This window comes from Metallosphaera cuprina Ar-4 (assembly GCF_000204925.1).
GTDB classification, from domain to species: domain Archaea; phylum Thermoproteota; class Thermoprotei_A; order Sulfolobales; family Sulfolobaceae; genus Metallosphaera; species Metallosphaera cuprina.
In genome coordinates this window covers 1097251-1118269 of the sequence record NC_015435.1, presented here as the reverse complement: position 1 = coordinate 1118269, position 21019 = coordinate 1097251, and the positions used below count along the sequence as shown (strand labels likewise).

Here is a 21019-nt window from a genome sequence, read left to right as displayed (position 1 = left end):
CCTCATCTTTATCTAGAGTGGTTACTGAGGCCTGGACCGTCAGGAGGCCTAACTCCTCTCACGCACACATACGCTCCGTCCTCCCCTATGGGTTCCTCTCTCACCTCCTGATCCGTTGGTCCGTATTTCAGTACGGAAGCTATTTTATCTATGACGAAGTGCTTCCTGACTAGAGTTAGAAAATCCGCCTTACTAATGAAATTTGCTTTTGAGTAGTACTTATGTCCCCTCTTCCCTAGGTTAGAGTAGAATTCGCCCCAGCTGGAGTCCGCCCTCACGATGCATCCAATGAAATATCCCCTAGTAACTCTTTTAACCTCCTTAATGAAGTCCTCAAGGTTGTCAAGGAAACATATTGTGACTGACGAGAAGGTACACGGGAACGCTCTCTCCCTAAACGGAAGGAAATGGGCGTCCGCCAAAACCCTATCACCCTCTACCGATCCTAGCATGAACTCTGATAAATCCAAGGAGACAACGTTCCCTTTTATGCTCTCATGAAATACTGAAGGTCCGGATCCTATATCAAGACAATCCCTTGGGTTAAGAGATTCTATAGCCCTTCTCTCGTTTTCGTAAGTCAGCTCATGCGTTTTGTACCATTTCAAATATCCTTCGGGGTCGTCAAACATGGTTCTCCTCCTCGTATTTTATTAATAACTTGATCAGTTCGATTTTGGATTGAACCTCATTTAGTATAGATATCAACTCCTGTCTCCTCCTCCTCAGTACTATAGAGGAGTAGAGCATCTCCGTCGTCCTGCTTTCTAGGTTGTATATCTCCCTTTCGATTCCGTTCCTCATAGAAACGTAGTCTCTAAGGAGTTGAAGAAGAGACGTGATGACCTTACTCTCCGCGCCAGAGGAGTAGTAAGGACAAAGGTAACACATGATCGGATGAGGGACTATTCGATCAGATACCTCCCAAGATACGAGCACCGGATCCTTAGTCTTCACGACGTTACAGAACTTACCGTCGTAGTAACTGCACTTGGAACGTTTGTTTACACCCTCTTGTAAAACGCCCTGAAAATTGGGTAGCCTAGAGGAAAGGTATATATCTATTATGAGGGACCTAAAATTTTCCATGTCTACATGTTATGTACCAATACACAAAATTAAACCTTAAGTCAATTAAGTGGGATCTTAGGTTAACTCATAACTTTAGGTTTGATGTGTAGCTAAGGGATTAATGTTGTAAGTTAAACAGTTTTATGTTAAGATTTTATATAGAACTACATCATTTATTAAGACTTCTATATAAAATAGAAGTGAGAAGTTTAAAGCCATCACTCTTGATGATTGGTTTTTCGAGAAATTATTTTGTTCAAGAAACTATGACAAAAGGGATATCAAAAGGTTGAGGTGTACATCTTTATCTCAAAGAGGTACTTTTTCACGCTCTGGTCCATTAGAGCTCTCACGACATCTGTCGTCGTTACAATTCCCGCCAACTTCCCATCCTTCTCTACTATTGGGATCCCCTTTATTTTCCTAGAGGCCATAAGCCTGGCCGCGTTAGCCATATCCTCGTTGCTGTCTACAACTATAACGTTAGGACTCATCACATCCCTCACCTCTATCTTACTATCCTTAAACTTAAGGGCGGGCGCTACGTAAAGTAGATCGGTTGTGGTAACGACTCCTACTACCCTCCCGTTCGTCTGAACTACCAATCTGCTAAGGTTGCTCGAAACCAGCCTCTCAACCGCAACGCCCAGCTTGTCAGAGGGCTCTATCGTCACAACCGGTGAGCTCATCAACTCCCTCACCTTTTGTAACCCTTTGACTTGAGAGGCGTAAAAGTTGCTCAGATCGCTTTTTATGATCATCCCGACAGCCTTCTCCTCCTCGTTACAGACCGCGAGCAACGGTTGTTTCTTATCTATCATTATTTGCGCCGCATCGAAGGGATCTATGCTTGGATTGACGCATATCACGTCTTTCCTCATAACCTCAGATAACATTACCTCCTCCAGGGACCTCTCCTCTCCCATGCTGTGAACGAATTTAACTATGTCCTTTTGCGTTATGATGCCTATAGGAGAACCGTTCTCGTCTATAACTATCGATTTCGGTATACTCTCCACAGCCATCAATTTCGATGCGTAGAGTAAGTTATCGAAAGGCCTCAAAACCACAACTTCCCTAACTATACCCATAATTCATTTGTTTCAGCTTTAGCTTAAAACTCTTTTTAGAACAGTAGATCGTTACTTTTGTTGAAACCTTCGAGATCCTTGACGCCATTTTTATCAGGTTCACATTGCAGAAAGCTCTTGGAGGGACTAATTTTAATTACTACAACTTAATAATGATTCTTTGATGGAAGCAGAAATAGTTGAGATGTTACGAACCAAGGGATTGAAGGTGACCCCACAGAGGATAGCCGTGATTAAGGAAATGATGAGAGGTGGACACTTCAGTGGAGAACAGATATTCAGCGAGTTGAAGAAAACCGAACCAAGCATAAGCCTCTCAACAGTTTATAACGTGCTAGACACCCTGGAGAAGGCAGGCATAATTAGATCCTTTGAGGCAGGCGGTAAGACCTGGTATGAGGTTAGGATGGAACCTCACGTAAACGTTTACTGTGAAGATCTAGGTGACGTAATGGACGTAGATTTGGACCTCTCATCAGTTCAAAAGGAGCTAGAGGGTAGGGGGATAGAGCCTAAGAACTTAAGCGTAATTGTGTATGCAGAATGTTCTAAAATGAAGAAAGGGTAAGTAGCAGTTCGTCCTTAAACTTGTTCGAATCCGCCCTAAGCACTAGGTTGCTGTTTAGGTTATCTTTACCATACCAGTCTATCAGCATACCACCCCTTGAGGTGGAGCAAAGCTCAACGTTCACTTTAAACCTCCTTTGTTCCGTTATTGAGGAGTTGTCATACGCTAGGTAGACCGTTAAGGAGTCGGGATGAACGCTTCCTCTGTTGCCCTGTTTAATGGAGTATTCAAGCAAGGTTTTGTTAACGTTGACGAAGAAGTTAGACAACTTAGTACCCATTTTCCTTATTCTACCCCACGTCTCCAGATCTATTAAGCCGTAGTCCTCCGCAGTTTCCCACGGTACGATAGTAACGTCAAATCCAGCATCCAGGACTATCTTAGCGGCCTCAGGATCAACCCAAAAGTTGAACTCCGCTAAGGGCGTGGTGTTGCCTCTAGTCAGTGCGCCCCCCATGATCCAAACCTTCTTGATCCTATTTACTATCGATCTATCTCTCAAGTAAGCTAAGGCAAGGTTAGTTAATGGTGAAACGGCCAATATTTCAATCTCTCCAGAGAACTCCTTGGATAACCTGATTATAGCGTCTATTGCATGTTCACTCTCTGGCTTCTTCGCCGGATCTTTAAATTGCCATCCCCCCATTCCGTTACTTCCGTGTACCTCCTCTACGGTCCTCCACGTTCCTAAAATAGGTCTATCAAAACCTAAATAAACGGGTACATCTTCTCGGTTTATGTACTCCAAGGTGAAGAGAGCGTTTCTTATCTGATCCTTGAACTCCACGTTACCTGCTACTATCGTGACGCCAAGAAGCTCAAACAGCCTTGAAGATAGCATAATGGCGATAGTATCATCAGAGGCCGTATCCGAATCTATTAGAACTTTACGAGCCATGTTCTAAAAAAGCAAAATTGTTGCTCTTATTTTTAGTTCATCTTGAAAACTCGCCTTAAACCTCGCTAGGCAAGGATGAGGCGACCCATAACTCAGTGTTTGTTAGATTGAAATTTTTGAGAAAATTTTTTTAAAGGACGAAAACACACTTTCGTATGATGAGAGTTAGAATTAGGAATATAGGTGGGATAACTACACCGCTCGACGTTGATTTGACTAAAGGAGTTAACGTTTACACCGCACCTAACGCTTATGGTAAGTCCTCACTATCTAAGGCTTTAGTTTCCTTGTTAACCTCAGAGATTACAGCAGAGGACCTTTTGAACGTTTTCTCCGACACTGGATACATAGAGGTGAAGTACAACAACAAGGAGTACTATAGGAGGATCGTGAGATCGAAGGGAAAGATAAGCGAAAACATTAACCTCATTATGGACGACAAGAGGGCGCTTATGCTATCATTCTTCTCACCTGAGAACAAACTGCTTAACCAGATCTTGGGAGGTCAGGAGCAGATCGAGTGGTTCATTTCGACTACATCAGAAATAGAAAAGATAAAGCAACTGAAGTTAAACGTTGACCAAAAGCTCAAACTCATCAGGGAAGAAAACGAGGAGCTTAGGAACAAGTATAAGGACGCCGTCACAATACAGGCCGAGATAAAGACAATTGAGAACGAAATAGAGATGATAAAGAAGGAAAACGAGAGCGATAGGCTGATAAATAGCACTACGCAAACGATCTCCGTCACTAGACAGAACAAGTTGCTCGAGCTTAACTCAAAGATAGAGCAGAAGAAGAAGGAGCTTTCAGATCTTCAAAATAAACACATGAAGCTGGAGCTTGAGATTCAACAGAAGGAGTCTATGATTAAACCTGAAATAAAGAAAATCTTTGAAGACCAACTAAATCAAATTGTTCAAGACCTTCAGAGAAAGACCGGCTTGAGGAATGAGACTGAGATAGGTATAAGGGTGTTAGAGAGAGTGTTGGACGAAATAAAGGAGGCTGAGAAGGAGCACCTGAGCACATGTTACGTATGTGGAAGTCACGTCGATCCGGAAAACTGGAGGACTAGAATTGACATAATATCAAACGAGCTGAGGCTAAGAATGAACTCGCTTGAGGGAGTGAAAAGAGAGATAGACGAACTGAACGGAAAGAGGGACGAAATAACGAGAAAGCTTGCTGAATTTGAAGGCGTTAGGAACGAAATAGAAAGGCTAAGAAGCAAGAAGCAGGAGCTCATAGCTAGGATGGAAATGGTAAAGGATCAGATAGGCGAACTGGAGAGACAAAAGAGGGAGATGGAGGACAGGTTCAACAAGAGTTCAGAGGTCATTAGGGTTATGGGGCAGGAGGATGCGGTATCTAAGAGGTTGAATGAGCTTCTAAACAAGAAGAGTCAACTTGAATACGAACTTGCCAGCCTTGGCATACCTACATCTACGTTAAACAGGATAAAGGAGAAGGAGAAGGAAATCGAAGAGCTGGAGGCTCAGTCGGAGCAGCTTCAAAAGGAGTATATAACTAGGTTATCTAGAGCTAGAGAGGAGTTCACAAAGATCGCGAACTACTTAATGAAGGAACTGGAGTTTAATCTAGAGGCTGAGATAACACCTGACTTTTCACTGGTCGTCAGGAGGAACGGGACTCTTATGGACTTGAGGAAGCTCTCCTCTTCAGAGAGGACCTCTTTAGCGTTGGTTCTAGTTATAACCGCAATAAAGGCTTACTTTAAGACCCCGTTCTTCATCGTGGACGAATCGTTCATGACGTTCGACCAAAAACGCTTCCAAAAGTTGGTTGACTACCTTAAGGACCTAACTGACTACATAATAATAACGAGAAGCGATGAAAACGTAGCTCTGGTGAAGCAGGATAGAGAGGAGAGCCAGGTTACTCCAGCGTAGCCTTATTACAAAGCTCACTCGTGTGAAATAAGACAGTAAAAAATTAGGTCTTAAGGGCTCCACGGGATCTCTAGCTTTTTCATGAGCATCTTATTCAGGTCGGTTCTAACGGCCTCATTGACAGCCTCCGGGGTATTCGCTATCGGAGTGAACCAACCAACTGAGGTTGTCATACCCAGCTCCTCTGCCCTGTCCTTTAACCACATTGCCACCGCCAAGGCCGCCATAGTGGGTTTAAAAATCACTATTGATGGACCTATAGATGAGCTAGAGATCTTTACAGCATGTCTTGATATCGTTTTCCACCTGGTTTTAGTTATAATCCTTACGAGCTCTTTCGCCCTATCTTTTTCTCCTATAGCATAAAATATTATCATATGTAGAAAACAGCTAAAACCGTCTTAAAAAATTAGCTTGAACCCGTGCCACAATTGCAGTAGCCCATTTCGTCTATCTCTAGTCCACATACGGGGCACGTCACACCCGAAGACTTAACTTCTGTCCACTCTTTTCCATATTGTAAAAAATGGTTATCAGAGAGCGCCCTAGCTAGGTCTCTAATGGAGACAATCCCTATCACCTTTCCTTCCTTTCCTATAACTGGGAGATGTCTAAATCCGTTCTCGAGCATGATGCCTACGGCTTCCTCAACTGAGGTTTCCTCAGTTACCCCTTTCACAGACGAGGTCATGTAGTCCTTAACCTTTCCATCGAGCCTGCGATCAGCCATAGCCCTCACGACGTCTCTCTCGGTTACGATCCCCACTATCTGACCTTGATTATCTACAACCAACATCGAACCAATGTTGTGGTTTTTCATCTCCGTGGCAGCTGAAACTATAGTGTCTTCCTCTCTCACGACTCTTATTATCTTATTAGCGACCTCTGAAACCGTTCGGGTCATAATAAGTATTGTCACGCTTGGTCATAAAAACCTTTTGATTCTTTATACATATAAAAACATCTTAAACAGTTAACGGTTCACTACTAGATGTTATTCAGCTAGATTGACATCTAGTAAAAGTCTATATGTAAATGGTAAATACACGAATTAATACTCTTCACGAATAACGTAACTAGCTCCAGCTCTAGAAACAGGACGTCATCCTATTATGAACTGATGAGCCTTAATTCTCCCCTTCTCGAGTATTATGTAGGCAGCGTGCAATATGCCCTCATTGTGTTCGCTACCCGGGTTTAAAACGATCGTCCTCCCTATCCTGTCGAAACCTCTCGACTCATGAATGTGTCCGTGGAGGCCGAGCAACGGCTGTTCCTCTTCCAGGACCTTTCTGACAGAGACAGACCCTACGTGATTCATAACGATCTCCCCTCCCTTCATTACAGGCTTCAAATCTGGAGTGAGCAGCGGAGCGTTATCTAGGTTAGTATTGTAAGGAGGAGCGTGAACGTTAAAGATTGCCGTTTCCATGTTTTCAATCTTCTTAGCCTCTCCTTTTAACACTTCGTAAATCTTCTCCTCCGGCATCTCCCTAGGTGTGTTCCAGGGCGTTGGGTTAACGTAGCCGAACGAAATCATCTCGTGTTCCCCTAATTTCACAACCTGTCCCTCGCACTTTCTCATTACTTTGCTCTCCTCTATAACGTCAAAGAGATAGAGAGGGTCGTCATTACCTAAGTTAACGTAAAGTGGGATTTCGGTGTCCTTCAGTTTCTCCTCAGCTATTCTACCCCAGTTCCTCAATACCTCGATCATGGAGTTCTTGAAAGCCTCGTCTACCTTCCTTTTATCCGCCTTCATCTCCTTTAGACCTCTCTTATCTACTATCGTGTAGTAGTTGCCTTGTTTCCTGATCTCGTCTGTTATCTGCTTCAAACCCTCTCTTCCTACAACGTTTCCGTTTATCTCAAACTTTCCTTCGCCTAGTTCGACGATTGGAGTCAAAGACTTGCCTGCTATATCTCCTCCAATTATGAGGTAGTTAACCTTGTATATCTTCCCCGCATTAAGAAATTTTTTGAATATTGTATCAGATCCGTGAATATCCGTGGTGTACAATATCTTCAGCTGTGAGTTAGATTCACTTGGGTTGTTCCTTTTGAATAGGCCCACATAAAACGCTTCAGTTAACTGAATTTAAAATTATCTAACATAAAACTGAAAATTATTTTCGCAAGTTTAACTGGGTTTAATTTAACTCGATTAAATCATGAGAGGAGAGACTCTTCCTTACCGAGAGGGGCTCAATCTCCGGATAACGTCAACTTATATAATTATTAAGTATAAGTTTTAACAAATGACACTTGTAATATTCGTTAGACATGGACAGAGTACATCAAACATCAACAAGATACTCTCTCACGATGTGAACAACTTTCCATTAACCGACGAGGGCAGAGAACAAGCTAAGAGGGCTGCCCAGGAGCTGAAAAAAATAAAGACAGACGTTATCTTTACCAGTCCAATCCTCAGGGCATATCAAACCGCGACGATAATAGGAAACGAGCTGGGCTTGATTCCAGTTATCGATGAAAGGCTTAGGGAGAGGTGGTTAGGTGAGTTAAACAACAAGAGGTTTGATCCAAGCGATCATTGGAAGCTGAAGGTAGCTAAAGGTCAGCTGGACGTTAAGAACCTGGAACCATGGGATAGCCTGAGGAAGAGGATGATTGAGTTCCTCCACTCCTTAAACCAGGAACAGGTAGTCATAGCCGTGAGTCATTACGATCCCATTAGAGCTGTTCTCGGTCACATCTTAGATTTAGACGACGTTTCAGCGCTAGGCATCTCAATACCCAACGCTAGTTTAACCGTAGTTGAGATGTCCACTACGCCTAAAATACTGAGCATCGGATCTCCAATTCTTTCGGTCCCCCTGTTATCTAAGCTCAATAGATATATTATTAGAACTGAAAACGTGGGTTAGAAGTTCCCTCTTATTTCGTGGGATACTATCTAGTATTGCAGTTTTAGGTCTAATAAGGTTCCGTTCTATGCTCTGAAGAACTACGTCCGAGTTTAATTCTGATATATAATGTTTTGAAATTATATGTGAAATACATCTCCTTGTTGATTCCGAGGAAGCGACCTTAGAGTAGTGGGGTCCTCCATATATTAAGACCGTTTCTGAACAGTTCAAATCCTCAGCCCTCTCTATCCCCTTGAGTACGGCATCCACGAGCGAGGAGACGATCCTCTCGTTGCTCCACATCCTCTCATCGCTTCCAACCTCAACGAATGTGATGGGATAAGGTAAGTCTGTAGGACCGTGATGAGTCGCCTCAATGACTTTCTCCACATCTACACTAATCTCTAGAACTGAGCGAAATATTGAAGTTAAAAGTCTAGGGTTTGCGATACCTAAAGTTTCAGGCCTTCCGCCCATGGTGTTCTTACCTGGGTTCCCGGGATGATGTAAAGTCAGTGCTGGCCTTAATGTGGAACTCTCGTGTCTGCAAATCATTACTATTGCATCTCCTTTGGCGTAATTGAAATTTGTCACGTCCTCGTCAACCTCTTCGAACGCGTAACCTAACCTCTTTACGGTAAGTCCAACCGGGTCCTTAGACGATATCAAAACTCTAACGTTCATGGAGAACTTAGGTAGCTACGTAATTATTAACTGTTATGTCATCCCCTCATCATGTCCTTTACCCTCTTAGCTAACCAAGGGGCTATGGACCAGCCGAACCTGTACCCTGTCACTAAAATCGCGTTATCGTATATCCTCTCCAGGATTGGGACGTTGCCTCTTGATACGGCTCTGAATCCAACTCTGATCTCGATAGGGTTTATTACTTTTTTTAGATATTTGCTAAATATTGTAACTGTTCTATCCACCTGGTCCCTATCTATTTCCCATTTGTTTGAGGGATAAGAGTCACCGTTAAGTAAGGAGTAACCTTCACCTTCTACCCCGAGCCTGTCCTCTATTAGGAGGACGTTCTTCATGCCCAGGGGAGGAGCGACGACAACGTGACCCTTAAGTCCATCTAAGGCTATCCTACCCCTAAACAGCCCTCCCTCATCCCTTCCTATTGAGAAAACGTAGTAATCAGCACGCATTTCCCCAACGTTAGTTTTAAGAGAGGTAATTTGGTTGTCCTTCACCTCTATCCCAGTTACGTTAGCCGTTTTCACGTTCTTGGACAGCTTTAAGAGTAAGTCTCCACCGTTCACGTGAAGAGCCTTTCCTACGATTTCGCTCTCGCTATCCAATAGAGGCTCAACCTCTTTAGTCTCCCTCGGGGTAAGTACCTTATCTCCTTTTGGCGGTGTCCTCAAGATGATCTTCCATGAGTAACTTACGTTTAGTTCCTCTGAGATCTTCACGAACTCATTGGCCGAACTGTCACATTCCTCCTTAAGTTCTCCACAAAGCGGAGGCATTACGTTCCACAGACTACTAAGGGAGTTCTTAGGTTCTCCGTACTTGTCTATGACCTGCGCATCATTGAGATAGCGAGATATCAGCAGTCCCGTTATACCACCACCAACTATCAGGATCATAAAAGATTTAATTAGTTATTATATTTTAAACTATACTAAACCCTAGGTCAGGTCGTTCTGGTTTCTCCTTGACTTGACAACGTTATGGAACACGTGAGGAAGACTTTTGCATTCGCGTTAGTCTTATAATATTTATAATTTATTATATTTTCGTTCATGCTTACATTTTTTACCTTTCTATAATATAAACTTTTTAAACTAGCTTTCTTAGGTACTATTCATGAGTTCAGAAAACGATCCGGAACTGGAAGCCTTACTAAGGAAAAAAATTAAACAGATGATGAGTGAAGCAAAGGATATGGAACAAAAAGAATTCGTTCAACATCTGGACTCAAACAATTTCGATGATTTCTTGAGGAAGAACAAGGTGGCAATAGTAGACTTCTGGGCGGAATGGTGCGCTCCATGCCTTATCTTAGCCCCTATTATAGAGGACTTGGCAAAAGACTATCCTTCAGTTGGTTTCGGAAAGCTTAACTCAGACGAGAACCAGGATATTGCGTCCAGATATGGGGTAATGAGTTTACCTACGGTAATTTTCTTTAAGGACGGCGAACCGGTCGATGAGGTGATTGGGGCAGTACCTAGAGAGGAGCTCGAACTGAGACTGAAGTCGTTACTTGGTGACTGAAATGAAGGCTTTACTTCTAGGGGTAGATGGGTTAAGTTACTCCAGTTTCATGAAGTGTAACCCTAGGTTCCTCTTGACCTTGTTCAGTAGCTCCTTCAGGGGAGTGGTAGTCAACAAGAGACCTCAGAACCAAGTATCGTCATGGCTTTCTGTTCTTGAAATGAAGAACGTCCCTCCTAATGAGGTCTATGTGCCTAAGGAGTTGACCCTGATAAAAGAAACTGGGGCTATACCAATAAACATCCCCATAACCAACCCTACATACGGGCGAATTAGTTTGAAGATAGGCGAAATAAACCTTCAAGAGGAGGTAAGTAAAGTGACTGAAGTTATCCTCTCATCGTTAAAAGAAGGGCCGGTTATAGCTGCGATCACAGGTTTAGACTTCGCCTTACATAACGGAGTTGACAAATGTCAAGCTTACTCTACCATAGACGCAGCAGTGAGGAAGCTTGTTAATGCAGTAGACGAAGTGATATTATTTTCACCCTACGGTGAGCCTAAGTCTTCAAAAGAAGGAGATCACGAGGATTATGGGGTTTACCTGGGAACTGTCCAAAGGCCAGCTGAACACGAAACGGTAAAGCTTCCTGAGATAGGTTACCTGTTCTTGAAGCTAGTGAAAGGCGGATAAACCTCACGCTTCGACCCCGGTTCAGGTCGAGAGAAGTTGGAAACCAGCCCGAGAAAGCCTTACCTTTTTAACCTCATCAAGACCATCATGAAATATGGAGTACTACATATCTAACTTCTCTAATGTCAAGAAGGAAGAGGTTAAGATCAAGGGATCTAAGGGATCCTTCATTCAATGGTTAGTAACGAAGGATCACGGAGCTCACTACGCTGTGAGGAGATTTACTCTAGAACCGAACGGGGTCATAGCGCCTCACGTACACAAGTACCAGGAAACCGTGATAATACTCAAAGGCAGCACTAAGGTCTGCGTAGGGCGTGAAGTTAAGGAACTTCACGAGAACGACTTCATATTCATTGATTCTGGAGTAGAGCACGCTTTCTATAACGGGATGGATCCGTTGGAGTTCATTTGTATAATCGATTACGTCGACGACATGTCGATCCATCCAGTAGATCGTAGCTGTATTTAATATATTTCATATTAGATTTATGAAACTCTCCCCTTTTAAAGAGATTATCTTTTAATTTATCTAAAACTATCACACTTATGGAGGAAAAACTCAGGAGTGGAAAGCCGGATTACGTCCTGGATTTAACAGGAGAGTCATGCCCGGAGCCTCAGATTGAGATAGTTAAAAAGCTAAACTTGATGAAGGTAGGAGAGGTTCTTGAGGTCGTAAGTGACGAGGAGCCAATTGATGTAACGATCCCAATGATATGCAAGACCCACGGATACCCTTGTTTAACCCTTAAGGAGGGTAGCTTATACAAAACGAGGATATTGAAGAACAAATGAGTCAGGCAGGGAAGGCTCAAAAGAACTATTAAATTTATTTCTTAGGTTTTAAAGCATAGGACATGCCTCAATATAATATATTAGGAGACGATCTTCAGTACTTGAGGGTTAACTTAGCTCAGGGTGAGCAGTTTTACGCCGATGCCGGACACACGGTAATGAAGAACGTTACAGTGAGCATGCAAACGAGGATGAGGGGAGGGCTTTTAGGAGGTTTAAAGAGGGCATTAACGGGAGGAACTTTCTTCGTCACGGAGTTCTACGGTCCAGGTGAGCTAATCCTTTCTGGGATATTCCCTGGGAAAGTAGTTCCCATTTCCCTTGAGGGGAGGCCGATTCTCGCTGAGGCTCACTCATTTTTAGGGGCGGAAAGCACGGTGCAATACGATTCTACATTAGCCAGGCTCACCGCTGGCTTGTTAGGAGGAGAGGGTCTATTCTTAGCTAAGTTTAGTGGAGTAGGAAACGTTTTCCTTCACGCCTACGGAGGACTGATAGAGAAGTACCTATCTCCAGGTGAGACCATACAGGTTGAGGCCTCTCATCTAATGGCTTTCGAGCAGGGTATGAACTACTCGGTTCAACTAGTGGGAGGGCTCAGGTCTATCTTGTTCGCACATGAGGGCTTGTTTTTCGTTACGATAACTGGACCGGGTAAGGTGTGGCTGCACACTCTCACTGCCGAACAGTTAGTGAGTGCGTTAATACCATACCTCCCATCGGGTCAACAGGGCGGATTTGGATTCAACATATGAGACTTTTTTCCCAGAAAGGCCCTCATTGTCATAACTTAAGTAGCCTGGTGAAGATATAAATTGGATCATAAACTATTAAATGATGATTTTATCAGCTGATCCTGTCACATTTCACTCATGGTGGAGGAGGTCTAAATATCCTCCATACGGTCTAAGGAAAGTTGAGGCTATATCTAAGGGGAAGATAGTCCCTCCTGAGAGGCTCTGGAAGGAGAGGATTGACGTACTGGGGATCTACGTTAACGATCCTTTAGGTAAGTCGGAAATAGGCACGGCCATATCGAGGATATTAAAGAGAGATCCTCCTTATGTTGCCTCCTTTAAGAAGTTTAGGCAATCCGTAATCAAGATGAAAGAGGAGAGAGGCTTTAGAGTTATCGTTGGAGGTCCGGGAGCGTGGCAGTTAACTGAGGAGGGCTGGATAGACTCCCTCCTGATAGGGGAGGCTGAGGAGAGCTTTAATGAAACGCTTGTCAAGAACGGAGTTGTTCAAGGGAGGAAGGCAGAACATTTCGTTCCTATCTTGGGACCTTCCTCCATGGCAGAGGTCGAAATAAGTAGAGGAGAAAGGAAGGTGAGCGAGGACGTAGTGTTAGCCGAAATGGAAGTTCAGGGCCGAGCCCACGGAAAGGTGAACCTTATAACACAGGACATAGCTAGCTACGGTAGTGAAGAGGAGGTTGAAGAAGTTCTTCTCACAGCTAGCAAGTACGGTAAGGTCACGTTCTCCAACGTTAACGCCATCACAGCGCTTCAGTTTAACTGGAGTAAGGTGAAGGAAGGGCTACATTTAAGCCGTGAAAATTTCCTCACTCCGGTTTTGAACTCGATAGCTGGTTCCTGCGTTTACTCCTTGGACGCAGAGGTCGTGAAGGTCCTCAATAAGAGCTTCATTTATCCTGTAATTTACGTACCTGAGGAGGTCACTCACGAGTTCCTAAATTATGACGACATAGTAATACCACTCCCTCAGACGGAGAGATATTACGAGGTGCTATACGCTGCTTGGATTCACGACAAAAAATACGTTAAGTTCCCCTTCTCCTATGTAATGGATTACGTTCTGAGGAAGGCTGTGGAGACTAAAGGGGAGCACCTGAGGAGGCTCAACAAGATGGGTACATTGAGGGACTTCCTCCTCGCATCCATATTTAAGATGCTTTCTCCTTAAACTTCAAAGCTTAGAGGACAGTTGAAAGTTATATGACGAAAGCAACTTCGATAGGATCAACTTAGCGTTCTCCGTTTCACCTTTCTCCAACATTGCTAAAGCCTCCTTAAGTGAGGCTAGGAACCCTCCTAAGGAAGGAGATAGAGTACCATCCGAAATGATGACTACGTCCTCATCGTATTTAATAATTTGATAGGTTTCGGCGTCGTCGTCAACGTACTTCATAGCTACTGCGCTCTCATCTATCTTGACTATGATCACGCCTACGTTATCTCTTCCTATGATTGTTTTACTTCCGGCCTTAACGCAGAAAAAACCAGGTGGAACTTTCTTGCAATTTAACTCTTTATCTACAAGTTCCTTAAGCGTGAAGATCTTTGCCATGTATTAGGTTTACCCTAATCACTTATATATATTATTATGATTAAAATACCTCTTAAAACAGTTCAAATCTAGGGTTTGAATCCCTCACACGTAAGCGCCTCTCCTTCCCTAACGTGCAAGTCCTGAGATTCAACTTACTTCAACTCCTTCGCGCTCTATCGCTGTGTCAAAGTTGAGTTAGGAATGCAGTTTGCGCTTGCCCAACGTAAAGTTCTCGACGGAGCCCTCATGTTAAAAGGGTTTCCTAAACTTGAACAATGAGACCTGATAGAGATCGCAACTAGGTTTACAGTCCGGCTAAAAGCTACAAAGACCTTTTTAACTGGATAAGGGGAATCTTCTCGATGGAACCATCAGAAGAGATCAAGGCTTTGAACACGCTGAAGCTTTCCGCTCTCATCGGCATAGTGTACTCCGTTATTGATATTATTGAGCTCATAATATTTTTATATACTGGAATTTTTACAATTTCAACACAACTTTCAGGTCTAACGTTCTTATCAAGCCCATACGTCTTCGCTTTAGTAGCCGTATCAGCCATCATTGTAATAGCTCAAGTTTTTCTGAGTTGGCGCGGTTTCAGGATCTTGAGGCGTCTTAACATCGCGAAGGAAGGATATACTGGATCTAAAATGCTTTTGATAGCCAGCATAATCGACTTCATAGTAATCTATCCTTTCCTTGAGTTCTATTTGATTCCTAAGGTGCTCCCTATCTTAAAGCAGATCCAGGCAACCAACTCGGATGCAGTGAGGCTCTCTAGTTCGGCTCTGAGCTCACTCTTACCTTTAATTGCCTCCTACTTTGTTCTGATTTTAATAGGGGGAATACTCGGGATTGTGGGACTCGTCCTAATAGTAATCCAGGAGTTTAAGCTAGGTTCTAGATACGAGGAGGGATCGTTGAAGCTTGGGTCCATACTTCAGATAATTCCAATAGTCAACCTAGCGGCTTTCGTTCTGCTCTATGTAGGCTTTTCGAGTTCAATGAGAAAAGTTGGGTCTAGTCTTCCGCCTGTATTAGCGTACCAGGTAGGTTTAGGTTCGCTCTCCCCTGAGGGGATCGCCCAGTTCAGTCTCTTCTCTGTGAGGGCAATTAAAATAACTAAATTAAAGCTTAAGGTAAAGGATAACGTGATTGAAAACTCTAAGGTTATAGAGTTGAACCAAGGGGAGAACCGCATTGTAACGGACTTCGGTCCCCTCGAGCTTCAGAAAGGAAGTTACACTTTAGAGTTGACTTTGGAGAATGGGGAGGAAGTTAAAGTCTATCTAATTTATTAGTTGGTGTTCTCCTCTCTCTTAGTCTCGAATTGCACCGTAACGTGGGTTATTGAGAACTTGTCCTTCAGTATTCTCTCCACTTCCTTTCTCTTCTCCTCTATCTCACCTATGGTGGTGTTCGAGTTCTCCAATATGTGTAACGTTGCTACTCTCTCATGGGGACATATGCTCCAAACGTGTATGTGATGAACCGTAGCGAAGAACGGGCTCAAGCTGGACTGTACTTCCCTTACGTCAATCGGAGACCTCTCCATTAACGTATAGTAGCTCTCTTTGATGTTGGGCAAACTTGTAATAAGGACAAAGGCCAACACCACAAAGGAACCTATAGGGTCTAAAACTTTGATCCCTGAGAGCGATATTAAGATACCGATGACGAAACCGGCTAAGTAAGTTAAGGAGTCCAAGATCGCGTGAAGGCTGACTGCCTCCTTGAGCGCATCCCCTCTTTCTGTAGAGGAGATCAACGCGAATATGAAAGCCACAAAAGATGATATTGTTAATATCAACGGGTTATCTGATAACCCTAAAATAAGGAAAACTAAGGATATGATAACGCCTACAGCTATTCCAATGATTACTACTATTATGTTCAACACAGAGTATATTGCTTCCAACCTGTGCATGCTATAGGTGTACAGATTATCTCTCCTATCTAAAAGGTTAGAAGCCCTTAGGGTGAGAGTTACAACGAGAGCATCAAGGATAGAATGAATGGCCTCAGAAGTGAGTGTAGCACTCTTACCTAGGACGGACATAATGAGCAAGAAGGCGGTGATGCTCCAGAACCCCAGTAAGCCTCTCATACTTTCTAGTTTGTTGCATATGATAAAAACTTTCTTTAGGACAACCCTTACTGCATTATGCAAATTATGTTTCTTAATAGCTCGTCAATTTCAAATAACCACCTGGGGGGATCCCAACCGGGCCGTAAAAGACTGGTAAGGTTACGTTTTGAACAACGTTATCTATCACCACGCTTACGACAACGTTTGATCCGAATTTAAATACTGTATTATTCTCCAAAATGAAAACTCCGTTAGGAATTGTCTGATTAGCGGGTGAGTAGCTCTTTCCATATATTGTGACCTCCTGGAACGGCCTAAAGTAAACTAGGTAAACCCTATCGTTGTAAAGGTATATCCCCGGCACTACGGTGACGTTTAAGTTCTGAATTTTAGTGTCAACGTTTTGAACGTTAGGGGATGACTTGGATATGAAGAACGCCATCAAAGTAGCTATAACGACAATGAATAACACTCCTAAAAGTACTACCTTGATTTTCATGGTTTAGTTGATGGACGGATTCCCTTATTACTTTATCTTTGGGCAAAGTTAACTCTTGACTTCAAATTTCTTTAATTTGTTATTTAAAAGTTAAAGCTCTCAATTATCTCACGAAAGATTTAAATTACCTTTTATATTTGCTTTATCTATGAAAGCAGTTCTCTTCGAGAAATCGGGTTTAGAAAACCTGAAGGTATCAGAAGTTAAGGATCCAGAACCAGGACCCCATGAGGTGGTCCTAAGGGTTATAGAGTCTGGGGTCAACCCAATTGACTACTTCGTTGTAGTTGGGATCCCAGTTAAACCAGTTCCTCACATACCAGGAGCTGAGGTGTACGGCGAGGTTGAGAAGGTAGGAGATCACGTAAAGAACTTCAAGCCAGGTGACAAGGTTATAGTTTACAATAGAGTCTTCGACGGCACCTGCGATATGTGTATAAGAGGGGAAGAGATGCTTTGTAGGAACGGTGGGATAATGAGTTTAATAACTCAAGGAGGATGGGCAGAGAAGTTTGTTGTTCCTGAGAAGAATTTAGTCAAGGTTAATCTAGACCCTAGGTTAGCGGCAAGTTTGCCGGTTGCGGCTTTGACCTCCTATCATGCGCTCAAGGAGACTGGAGTAGGGCTGGGAAAGGTAGTGGTTGTGTTTGGAGCCTCAGGAAACACAGGGATGTTCGCAGTTCAGTTAGCTAAGAGGATGGGCGCTAAGGTCGTAGCGGTCTCAAGGAAGGGTTGGTTGAGGGAGTACGGGGCGGACGAACTCGCTGAGATCTCAAACGTTAGGCAAGTAGTTGAGAAGGTCAGCAACGGAAGGATGGCTGACGTTGTAATAAACTCTATGGGAGCGGGAGCCTGGGACGCGTCTCTTAGCGTGTTAGGAACGAAAGGTAAGTTGGCTCTCTTCGGCACTCTAACAGGTAATGAGGTGAAAGTAGACCTTTCAAGGATATACTCATCTCACGCCGAGATCGTTGGTACTACGGGTGGAAGTAGGGCTGAACTGATGGAACTGGCAGGCCTTTGCTCCGATTGTAAGGTGAAGGTTTACAAGGAGTATTCTCTAGAGGAATCCGTTGAGGCTCTCAAGGCCCTCAACTCACAAGGAAGAGACGGCAGAGTCATGTTAAAGATAAGCTAGCTTTTTCCTCTCTCCTTAATTTTTGTAACTCTCGGTAGAACTAAGTAAACGCAGAGGTCACCACACATGGTGCATGAACCCATGGGCCTCTCCTTATACTGGGTGTAGATCTTGATGGCCCTTTCCTTGTCTAACGTAAGCGAGAACATTTTACTCCAATTTAAAGATGATCGAGCGGAACTCATCTCCTCATCCACTTTCCTTGCTCTATCCCCTAGCTTAACTATGTCCCCCACGTGAGCTGCGATCTTGAATGCGATCAACCCTTCCTTAACTTGTTCAGGGTTAGGTAAGGATAAGTGTTCTGAAGGGGTTAGATAACATAGCATGTCAGCACCTTTAGAGGCCGCCAGGGCACCTCCTATAGCGCCGGCGATGTGGTCGTATCCGGCAGCCACGTCAGTGGGGAGTATCCCAAGCACATAATAAGGTTTACCGTTGGTTAGTTCCTTTTCAAGTTTAACGTCCATCTCTATTTGATCTAAGGGCATGTGACCTGGTCCCTCAATCATGACCTGAACTCCCGCCTCGTTCGCCTTCCTTGCCAACCTCGCGTTATTGATGAGCTCAGCTATTTGAAACTCATCGTGAGCGTCAGGTATGCCTCCTGGTCTGAGAGCGTCACCTAAGCTAAGCGTGATATCAAACTCCTTAGCTATCTCCAGAAGATAGTCGAACTCTGAGTAAAGTGGGTTCTCCTTCTCGTTGTATAGAGACCACGCAGCCATCACTGTCCCTCCTCTGCTCACCACTCCAGCTACCCTCTTTCTTTCGTTCAGTCTCTTGGCCAACTCTAGTGTTATCCCTGTGTGCACTGTAATGAAGTCCACGCCGTCCTTTAACTGAGTCCTAATTACGTTAAATATGTCATCCTCAGTGAAGTTCACTACATATTTCCTCTTGGAAACCATTTCGTAGTAAACTTGATAGATTGGGACCGTACCCACCGGCATCTCAGCTTTCCTCAAGACCTTCCTTCTCATCCCGTCTATGTCTCCCCCATCTGTTAGGTCCATGATTGAGTCCGCCCCATACTCGTTGGCGATCTGGACTTTCCTCATCTCTTCCTCCTCATTGTAATGATCCGTTGAGGCCCCCAGGTTAACGTTGACCTTAGTGAACAACCCTTCCCCCAAAGCGGTCAGTCTCATTAGTTCCCTGTTAACGTTCTTTAAGATGACAATCCTTCCGGAGGCTACCCCGTTCCTAATTTTTTCGGGCGATACTCCCTCCGCGTCCGCAACTTTCCTCATCTCTTCCGTTACGTTCCCGTTCTTTGCGCTCTGGATTTGTGTCATATATAAGTTGATTATGAACCTGATTATAAGCGTTTTCCTTTAACCGGATAGAATTATTCTAGAACGACTCGTTCAGGCACTTGAGACTTGTGAAAAAAAGATATATCGAAAACTATTAATATGCTAGCTCTTTCGATATACTATGGACAAGAAAGCTCAGGAGACTTTACTAATACTCCTATCTGTTTCCCTCCTAGTGAACTACGTTGAAACGATGGTCGTCCCAGCTGTACCGAAGATCCAGCAGGACTTCAGCACTACGGAGACTTTAGTGGCGTGGGTCACCTCAGCCTTCACTATTGTTGGAGCGGTTGTATCTCCGATTTTTGGAAAACTAGGAGACATTTACGGTAAAAGGAGGATGTTCTTACTTTCGATGGGCTTTTACACTGTTGCTGTAGTTATGGCAGGGTTTTCTCCCAACATATACTTCTTAATAGCTGCGAGAGCGTTACAGGGGTTGGGCTTCGCGGTGTTCCCATTGAGTTTGGCCATAATTACTGACGTGTTGCCCCCAGAGATGATCGCTACGGCTCAGGGTATAATTAGCGGAACTATGGGAATAGGTACTGCCTTAGGTCTAGTAGTAGGAGCGTTTATCGACCAAGATCTGGGCTGGCAATACGCGTTTCACATAGCGTTCGTCATATCTCTGTTGCTGTTCTTCCTAGCGGTAAAGATGGTGCCTCATACGGGCGTCAGGAAAAAGGCTACAATAGACTACGTTGGGTTCTCCACACTTACCGCAGGAGTGACGCTTATCCTAATCTACTTGACTCAGGAGTCCAGTTGGGGCTGGTTCTCCCTTCAGTCACTATCCCTACTGATACCAGGGATAGCGTTCCTAGGGGCGTTCGGGTGGTACGAACCAAGAGCTAAGAGTCCGGTTATAGAGCTTAGGTTATTGAAGATAAGGAACGTGTTAGCGGCAAACATAGCTGGGCTGGTGTCGGGTATCATGATCTTAGCGTTGTTCTATGGGATAATATATTATACACAGCTTCCGCATCCATTTGGCTTAGATCTAGACGTGATCTCTGCCGGTCTAACTCTTGCCCCCTCCACCTTAGTTATGTTCATAATAGGCCCGTTGTTAGGTAGGCTTATCAACAAGATAGGACCAAAGCCTATCCTAGCTATCGGCTCCTTAGTGATGATGCTCGGATTTTACATGTTAATAGTTAACAGATCTACACCTTCAGACGTAACAATTGACTCTATGGTGGGAATGGTAGGACTACTCTGCCTAATGATACCCATAGTGAATATGATCTCTGTATCCCTTCCTCAAGAGGATAGAGGAGTCGGGATAGGAATGAACACGCTGATAAGGAACATAGGAAGTGCTGTAGGTCCAGTGATAACTACCTCGATAATGTCAAGTTATCAGGGGGCCTTCGTCCTACCTTTTGACGGCACTTACATGGTAGAGATTCTACCTAGCTCAACTGCTTTCGACCTTATCTTCACAGTTGGAATCGTGATGGCGGTGCTTAACTTAGTAATCGCCATGACTGTGAGGAACTATAGGTTCCAGGCTAGGGAACAGAAGAAGGCTGTGTTAACCGAAGCGAAGTAATTTTTTCCCTCTTTACGCCCTTCGTTCGCAGAGCTTCTCTTAGGCTTCA

At 43.8% G+C, this 21019-nt stretch carries 25 protein-coding genes; 12 read left to right on the top strand and 13 right to left on the bottom strand.

Annotated features, from left to right (window positions below):
• Positions 1-8: 8 nt before the first annotated feature.
• From MCUP_RS05810 to MCUP_RS05800, 3 genes are all read right to left on the bottom strand, one after another.
• The gene (locus MCUP_RS05810) at positions 9-632 is read right to left on the bottom strand and encodes a class I SAM-dependent methyltransferase (RefSeq protein ID WP_013737841.1); all 624 of its coding nucleotides are present in this window, start codon (positions 630-632) and stop codon (positions 9-11) included.
• Entirely contained in the window at positions 625-1089 is a 465-nt protein-coding gene (locus MCUP_RS05805) for a hypothetical protein (protein WP_048057534.1), read from the bottom strand. The genes MCUP_RS05810 and MCUP_RS05805 overlap by 8 nt, the downstream gene beginning before the upstream one ends.
• A gap of 263 nt (positions 1090-1352) precedes the next feature.
• Positions 1353-2162: a CBS domain-containing protein gene (locus MCUP_RS05800; RefSeq protein WP_013737839.1), complete on the bottom strand. Its 810-nt coding sequence runs from the start codon at positions 2160-2162 to the stop codon at positions 1353-1355.
• A 163-nt stretch (positions 2163-2325) separates the two neighbouring features.
• Here MCUP_RS05800 and MCUP_RS05795 point away from each other — a divergent pair, with 163 nt between their 5' ends.
• Positions 2326-2730 carry a Fur family transcriptional regulator gene (locus MCUP_RS05795; protein WP_013737838.1) on the top strand — a complete coding sequence of 135 codons (405 nt, stop codon included), beginning with the start codon at positions 2326-2328 and terminating at the stop codon, positions 2728-2730.
• Here MCUP_RS05795 and MCUP_RS05790 read toward each other — a convergent pair.
• Positions 2711-3628 carry a nucleoside hydrolase gene (locus tag MCUP_RS05790; protein ID WP_048057533.1) on the bottom strand — a complete coding sequence of 306 codons (918 nt, stop codon included), beginning with the start codon at positions 3626-3628 and terminating at the stop codon, positions 2711-2713. The genes MCUP_RS05795 and MCUP_RS05790 overlap by 20 nt on opposite strands.
• 158 nt (positions 3629-3786) lie before the next feature.
• Between MCUP_RS05790 and MCUP_RS05785 the strand changes: the two genes are divergently transcribed.
• On the top strand, positions 3787-5541 hold the full coding sequence (locus MCUP_RS05785; protein ID WP_048057744.1) for an archaea-specific SMC-related protein: 1755 nt from the start codon (positions 3787-3789) through the stop codon (positions 5539-5541).
• A 50-nt stretch (positions 5542-5591) separates the two neighbouring features.
• Here MCUP_RS05785 and MCUP_RS05780 read toward each other — a convergent pair whose 3' ends face one another.
• The 3 genes from MCUP_RS05780 to MCUP_RS05770 form a co-directional block, all read right to left on the bottom strand.
• Complete coding sequence (locus MCUP_RS05780) at positions 5592-5918, bottom strand: hypothetical protein (RefSeq protein WP_013737835.1); 327 nt, start codon at positions 5916-5918, stop codon at positions 5592-5594.
• Between the two features lie 32 nt (positions 5919-5950).
• Positions 5951-6445 carry a CBS domain-containing protein gene (locus MCUP_RS05775; protein ID WP_013737834.1) on the bottom strand — a complete coding sequence of 165 codons (495 nt, stop codon included), beginning with the start codon at positions 6443-6445 and terminating at the stop codon, positions 5951-5953.
• Positions 6446-6643: 198 nt separating this feature from the next.
• Positions 6644-7615 (bottom strand): metallophosphoesterase family protein, encoded by a 972-nt coding sequence (locus MCUP_RS05770; protein ID WP_048057532.1) that lies wholly within the window; start codon positions 7613-7615, stop codon positions 6644-6646.
• 184 nt (positions 7616-7799) lie between these two features.
• Between MCUP_RS05770 and MCUP_RS05765 the strand changes: the two genes are divergently transcribed.
• A complete protein-coding gene (locus MCUP_RS05765; RefSeq protein WP_013737832.1) occupies positions 7800-8429 on the top strand; it encodes a 2,3-diphosphoglycerate-dependent phosphoglycerate mutase in 630 nt (209 codons plus the stop codon).
• Here the strand turns inward: MCUP_RS05765 and MCUP_RS05760 are convergent.
• Together MCUP_RS05760 and MCUP_RS05755 are read right to left on the bottom strand one after the other, a co-directional pair.
• The gene (locus MCUP_RS05760; RefSeq protein ID WP_013737831.1) at positions 8382-9095 is read right to left on the bottom strand and encodes a D-aminoacyl-tRNA deacylase; all 714 of its coding nucleotides are present in this window, start codon (positions 9093-9095) and stop codon (positions 8382-8384) included. The two genes, MCUP_RS05765 and MCUP_RS05760, sit on opposite strands and share 48 nt — an antisense overlap.
• 38 nt (positions 9096-9133) lie before the next feature.
• On the bottom strand, positions 9134-10012 hold the full coding sequence (locus MCUP_RS05755) for an NAD(P)/FAD-dependent oxidoreductase (RefSeq protein WP_048057531.1): 879 nt from the start codon (positions 10010-10012) through the stop codon (positions 9134-9136).
• Between the two features lie 220 nt (positions 10013-10232).
• Here MCUP_RS05755 and trxA point away from each other — a divergent pair, with 220 nt between their 5' ends.
• From trxA to MCUP_RS05725, 6 genes are all read left to right on the top strand, one after another.
• Positions 10233-10643 (top strand): thioredoxin, encoded by a 411-nt coding sequence (gene trxA, locus MCUP_RS05750; RefSeq protein WP_013737829.1) that lies wholly within the window; start codon positions 10233-10235, stop codon positions 10641-10643.
• Position 10644: 1 nt separating this feature from the next.
• The gene (locus MCUP_RS05745; protein WP_013737828.1) at positions 10645-11277 is read left to right on the top strand and encodes a hypothetical protein; all 633 of its coding nucleotides are present in this window, start codon (positions 10645-10647) and stop codon (positions 11275-11277) included.
• Positions 11278-11371: 94 nt separating this feature from the next.
• Entirely contained in the window at positions 11372-11749 is a 378-nt protein-coding gene (locus MCUP_RS05740; RefSeq protein ID WP_013737827.1) for a cupin domain-containing protein, read from the top strand.
• Between the two features lie 77 nt (positions 11750-11826).
• Positions 11827-12075: a sulfurtransferase TusA family protein gene (locus tag MCUP_RS05735; protein ID WP_013737826.1), complete on the top strand. Its 249-nt coding sequence runs from the start codon at positions 11827-11829 to the stop codon at positions 12073-12075.
• A 62-nt stretch (positions 12076-12137) separates the two neighbouring features.
• The gene (locus MCUP_RS05730) at positions 12138-12830 is read left to right on the top strand and encodes a TIGR00266 family protein (protein WP_013737825.1); all 693 of its coding nucleotides are present in this window, start codon (positions 12138-12140) and stop codon (positions 12828-12830) included.
• Positions 12831-12909: 79 nt separating this feature from the next.
• Positions 12910-14001, top strand: a complete 1092-nt coding sequence (locus MCUP_RS05725) for a radical SAM protein (RefSeq protein WP_013737824.1) — start codon at positions 12910-12912, stop codon at positions 13999-14001.
• Positions 14002-14004: 3 nt separating this feature from the next.
• On the opposite strand, the gene MCUP_RS05720 is transcribed toward MCUP_RS05725, so the two are convergent.
• Positions 14005-14385: a hypothetical protein gene (locus tag MCUP_RS05720; protein ID WP_013737823.1), complete on the bottom strand. Its 381-nt coding sequence runs from the start codon at positions 14383-14385 to the stop codon at positions 14005-14007.
• A gap of 344 nt (positions 14386-14729) precedes the next feature.
• Here MCUP_RS05720 and MCUP_RS05715 point away from each other — a divergent pair, with 344 nt between their 5' ends.
• Positions 14730-15668: a DUF973 family protein gene (locus MCUP_RS05715; RefSeq protein WP_013737822.1), complete on the top strand. Its 939-nt coding sequence runs from the start codon at positions 14730-14732 to the stop codon at positions 15666-15668.
• Here MCUP_RS05715 and MCUP_RS05710 read toward each other — a convergent pair.
• Entirely contained in the window at positions 15665-16474 is an 810-nt protein-coding gene (locus tag MCUP_RS05710) for a cation diffusion facilitator family transporter (RefSeq protein WP_048057530.1), read from the bottom strand. The genes MCUP_RS05715 and MCUP_RS05710 overlap by 4 nt on opposite strands.
• Before the next feature lie 73 nt (positions 16475-16547).
• Positions 16548-16955, bottom strand: coding sequence for a hypothetical protein (locus MCUP_RS05705; RefSeq protein ID WP_013737820.1), 408 nt, complete (start codon positions 16953-16955; stop codon positions 16548-16550).
• Positions 16956-17103: 148 nt separating this feature from the next.
• Here MCUP_RS05705 and MCUP_RS05700 point away from each other — a divergent pair, with 148 nt between their 5' ends.
• On the top strand, positions 17104-18093 hold the full coding sequence (locus tag MCUP_RS05700; protein WP_013737819.1) for an alcohol dehydrogenase catalytic domain-containing protein: 990 nt from the start codon (positions 17104-17106) through the stop codon (positions 18091-18093).
• Here MCUP_RS05700 and thiC read toward each other — a convergent pair.
• A complete protein-coding gene (gene thiC / locus MCUP_RS05695; RefSeq protein ID WP_013737818.1) occupies positions 18090-19391 on the bottom strand; it encodes a phosphomethylpyrimidine synthase ThiC in 1302 nt (433 codons plus the stop codon). The two genes, MCUP_RS05700 and thiC, sit on opposite strands and share 4 nt — an antisense overlap.
• A gap of 142 nt (positions 19392-19533) precedes the next feature.
• On the opposite strand from thiC, the gene MCUP_RS05690 reads away from it, so the two are divergent.
• Positions 19534-20970, top strand: coding sequence for an MFS transporter (locus tag MCUP_RS05690; RefSeq protein WP_013737817.1), 1437 nt, complete (start codon positions 19534-19536; stop codon positions 20968-20970).
• Positions 20971-21019: the final 49 nt, after the last annotated feature.

Bases quoted from the DNA above. Each gene is read 5' to 3' on its own strand.
- MCUP_RS05735 (WP_013737826.1), top strand. From the start codon at position 11,827: ATGGAGGAAAAACTCAGGAGTGGAAAGCCGGATTACGTCCTGGATTTA.
- MCUP_RS05790 (WP_048057533.1), bottom strand. From the start codon at position 3,628: ATGGCTCGTAAAGTTCTAATAGATTCGGATACGGCCTCTGATGATACT.
- MCUP_RS05700 (WP_013737819.1), top strand. From the start codon at position 17,104: ATGAAAGCAGTTCTCTTCGAGAAATCGGGTTTAGAAAACCTGAAGGTA.
- MCUP_RS05810 (WP_013737841.1), bottom strand. From the start codon at position 632: ATGTTTGACGACCCCGAAGGATATTTGAAATGGTACAAAACGCATGAG.
- trxA (WP_013737829.1), top strand. From the start codon at position 10,233: ATGAGTTCAGAAAACGATCCGGAACTGGAAGCCTTACTAAGGAAAAAA.
- MCUP_RS05800 (WP_013737839.1), bottom strand. From the start codon at position 2,162: ATGGGTATAGTTAGGGAAGTTGTGGTTTTGAGGCCTTTCGATAACTTA.
- MCUP_RS05720 (WP_013737823.1), bottom strand. From the start codon at position 14,385: ATGGCAAAGATCTTCACGCTTAAGGAACTTGTAGATAAAGAGTTAAAT.
- MCUP_RS05780 (WP_013737835.1), bottom strand. From the start codon at position 5,918: ATGATAATATTTTATGCTATAGGAGAAAAAGATAGGGCGAAAGAGCTC.
- MCUP_RS05705 (WP_013737820.1), bottom strand. From the start codon at position 16,955: ATGAAAATCAAGGTAGTACTTTTAGGAGTGTTATTCATTGTCGTTATA.
- MCUP_RS05710 (WP_048057530.1), bottom strand. From the start codon at position 16,474: ATGAGAGGCTTACTGGGGTTCTGGAGCATCACCGCCTTCTTGCTCATT.
- thiC (WP_013737818.1), bottom strand. From the start codon at position 19,391: ATGACACAAATCCAGAGCGCAAAGAACGGGAACGTAACGGAAGAGATG.
- MCUP_RS05725 (WP_013737824.1), top strand. From the start codon at position 12,910: ATGATGATTTTATCAGCTGATCCTGTCACATTTCACTCATGGTGGAGG.
- MCUP_RS05795 (WP_013737838.1), top strand. From the start codon at position 2,326: ATGGAAGCAGAAATAGTTGAGATGTTACGAACCAAGGGATTGAAGGTG.
- MCUP_RS05775 (WP_013737834.1), bottom strand. From the start codon at position 6,445: ATGACCCGAACGGTTTCAGAGGTCGCTAATAAGATAATAAGAGTCGTG.
- MCUP_RS05805 (WP_048057534.1), bottom strand. From the start codon at position 1,089: ATGGAAAATTTTAGGTCCCTCATAATAGATATATACCTTTCCTCTAGG.
- MCUP_RS05765 (WP_013737832.1), top strand. From the start codon at position 7,800: ATGACACTTGTAATATTCGTTAGACATGGACAGAGTACATCAAACATC.
- MCUP_RS05740 (WP_013737827.1), top strand. From the start codon at position 11,372: ATGGAGTACTACATATCTAACTTCTCTAATGTCAAGAAGGAAGAGGTT.
- MCUP_RS05785 (WP_048057744.1), top strand. From the start codon at position 3,787: ATGAGAGTTAGAATTAGGAATATAGGTGGGATAACTACACCGCTCGAC.
- MCUP_RS05730 (WP_013737825.1), top strand. From the start codon at position 12,138: ATGCCTCAATATAATATATTAGGAGACGATCTTCAGTACTTGAGGGTT.
- MCUP_RS05715 (WP_013737822.1), top strand. From the start codon at position 14,730: ATGGAACCATCAGAAGAGATCAAGGCTTTGAACACGCTGAAGCTTTCC.
- MCUP_RS05745 (WP_013737828.1), top strand. From the start codon at position 10,645: ATGAAGGCTTTACTTCTAGGGGTAGATGGGTTAAGTTACTCCAGTTTC.
- MCUP_RS05755 (WP_048057531.1), bottom strand. From the start codon at position 10,012: ATGATCCTGATAGTTGGTGGTGGTATAACGGGACTGCTGATATCTCGC.
- MCUP_RS05690 (WP_013737817.1), top strand. From the start codon at position 19,534: ATGGACAAGAAAGCTCAGGAGACTTTACTAATACTCCTATCTGTTTCC.
- MCUP_RS05760 (WP_013737831.1), bottom strand. From the start codon at position 9,095: ATGAACGTTAGAGTTTTGATATCGTCTAAGGACCCGGTTGGACTTACC.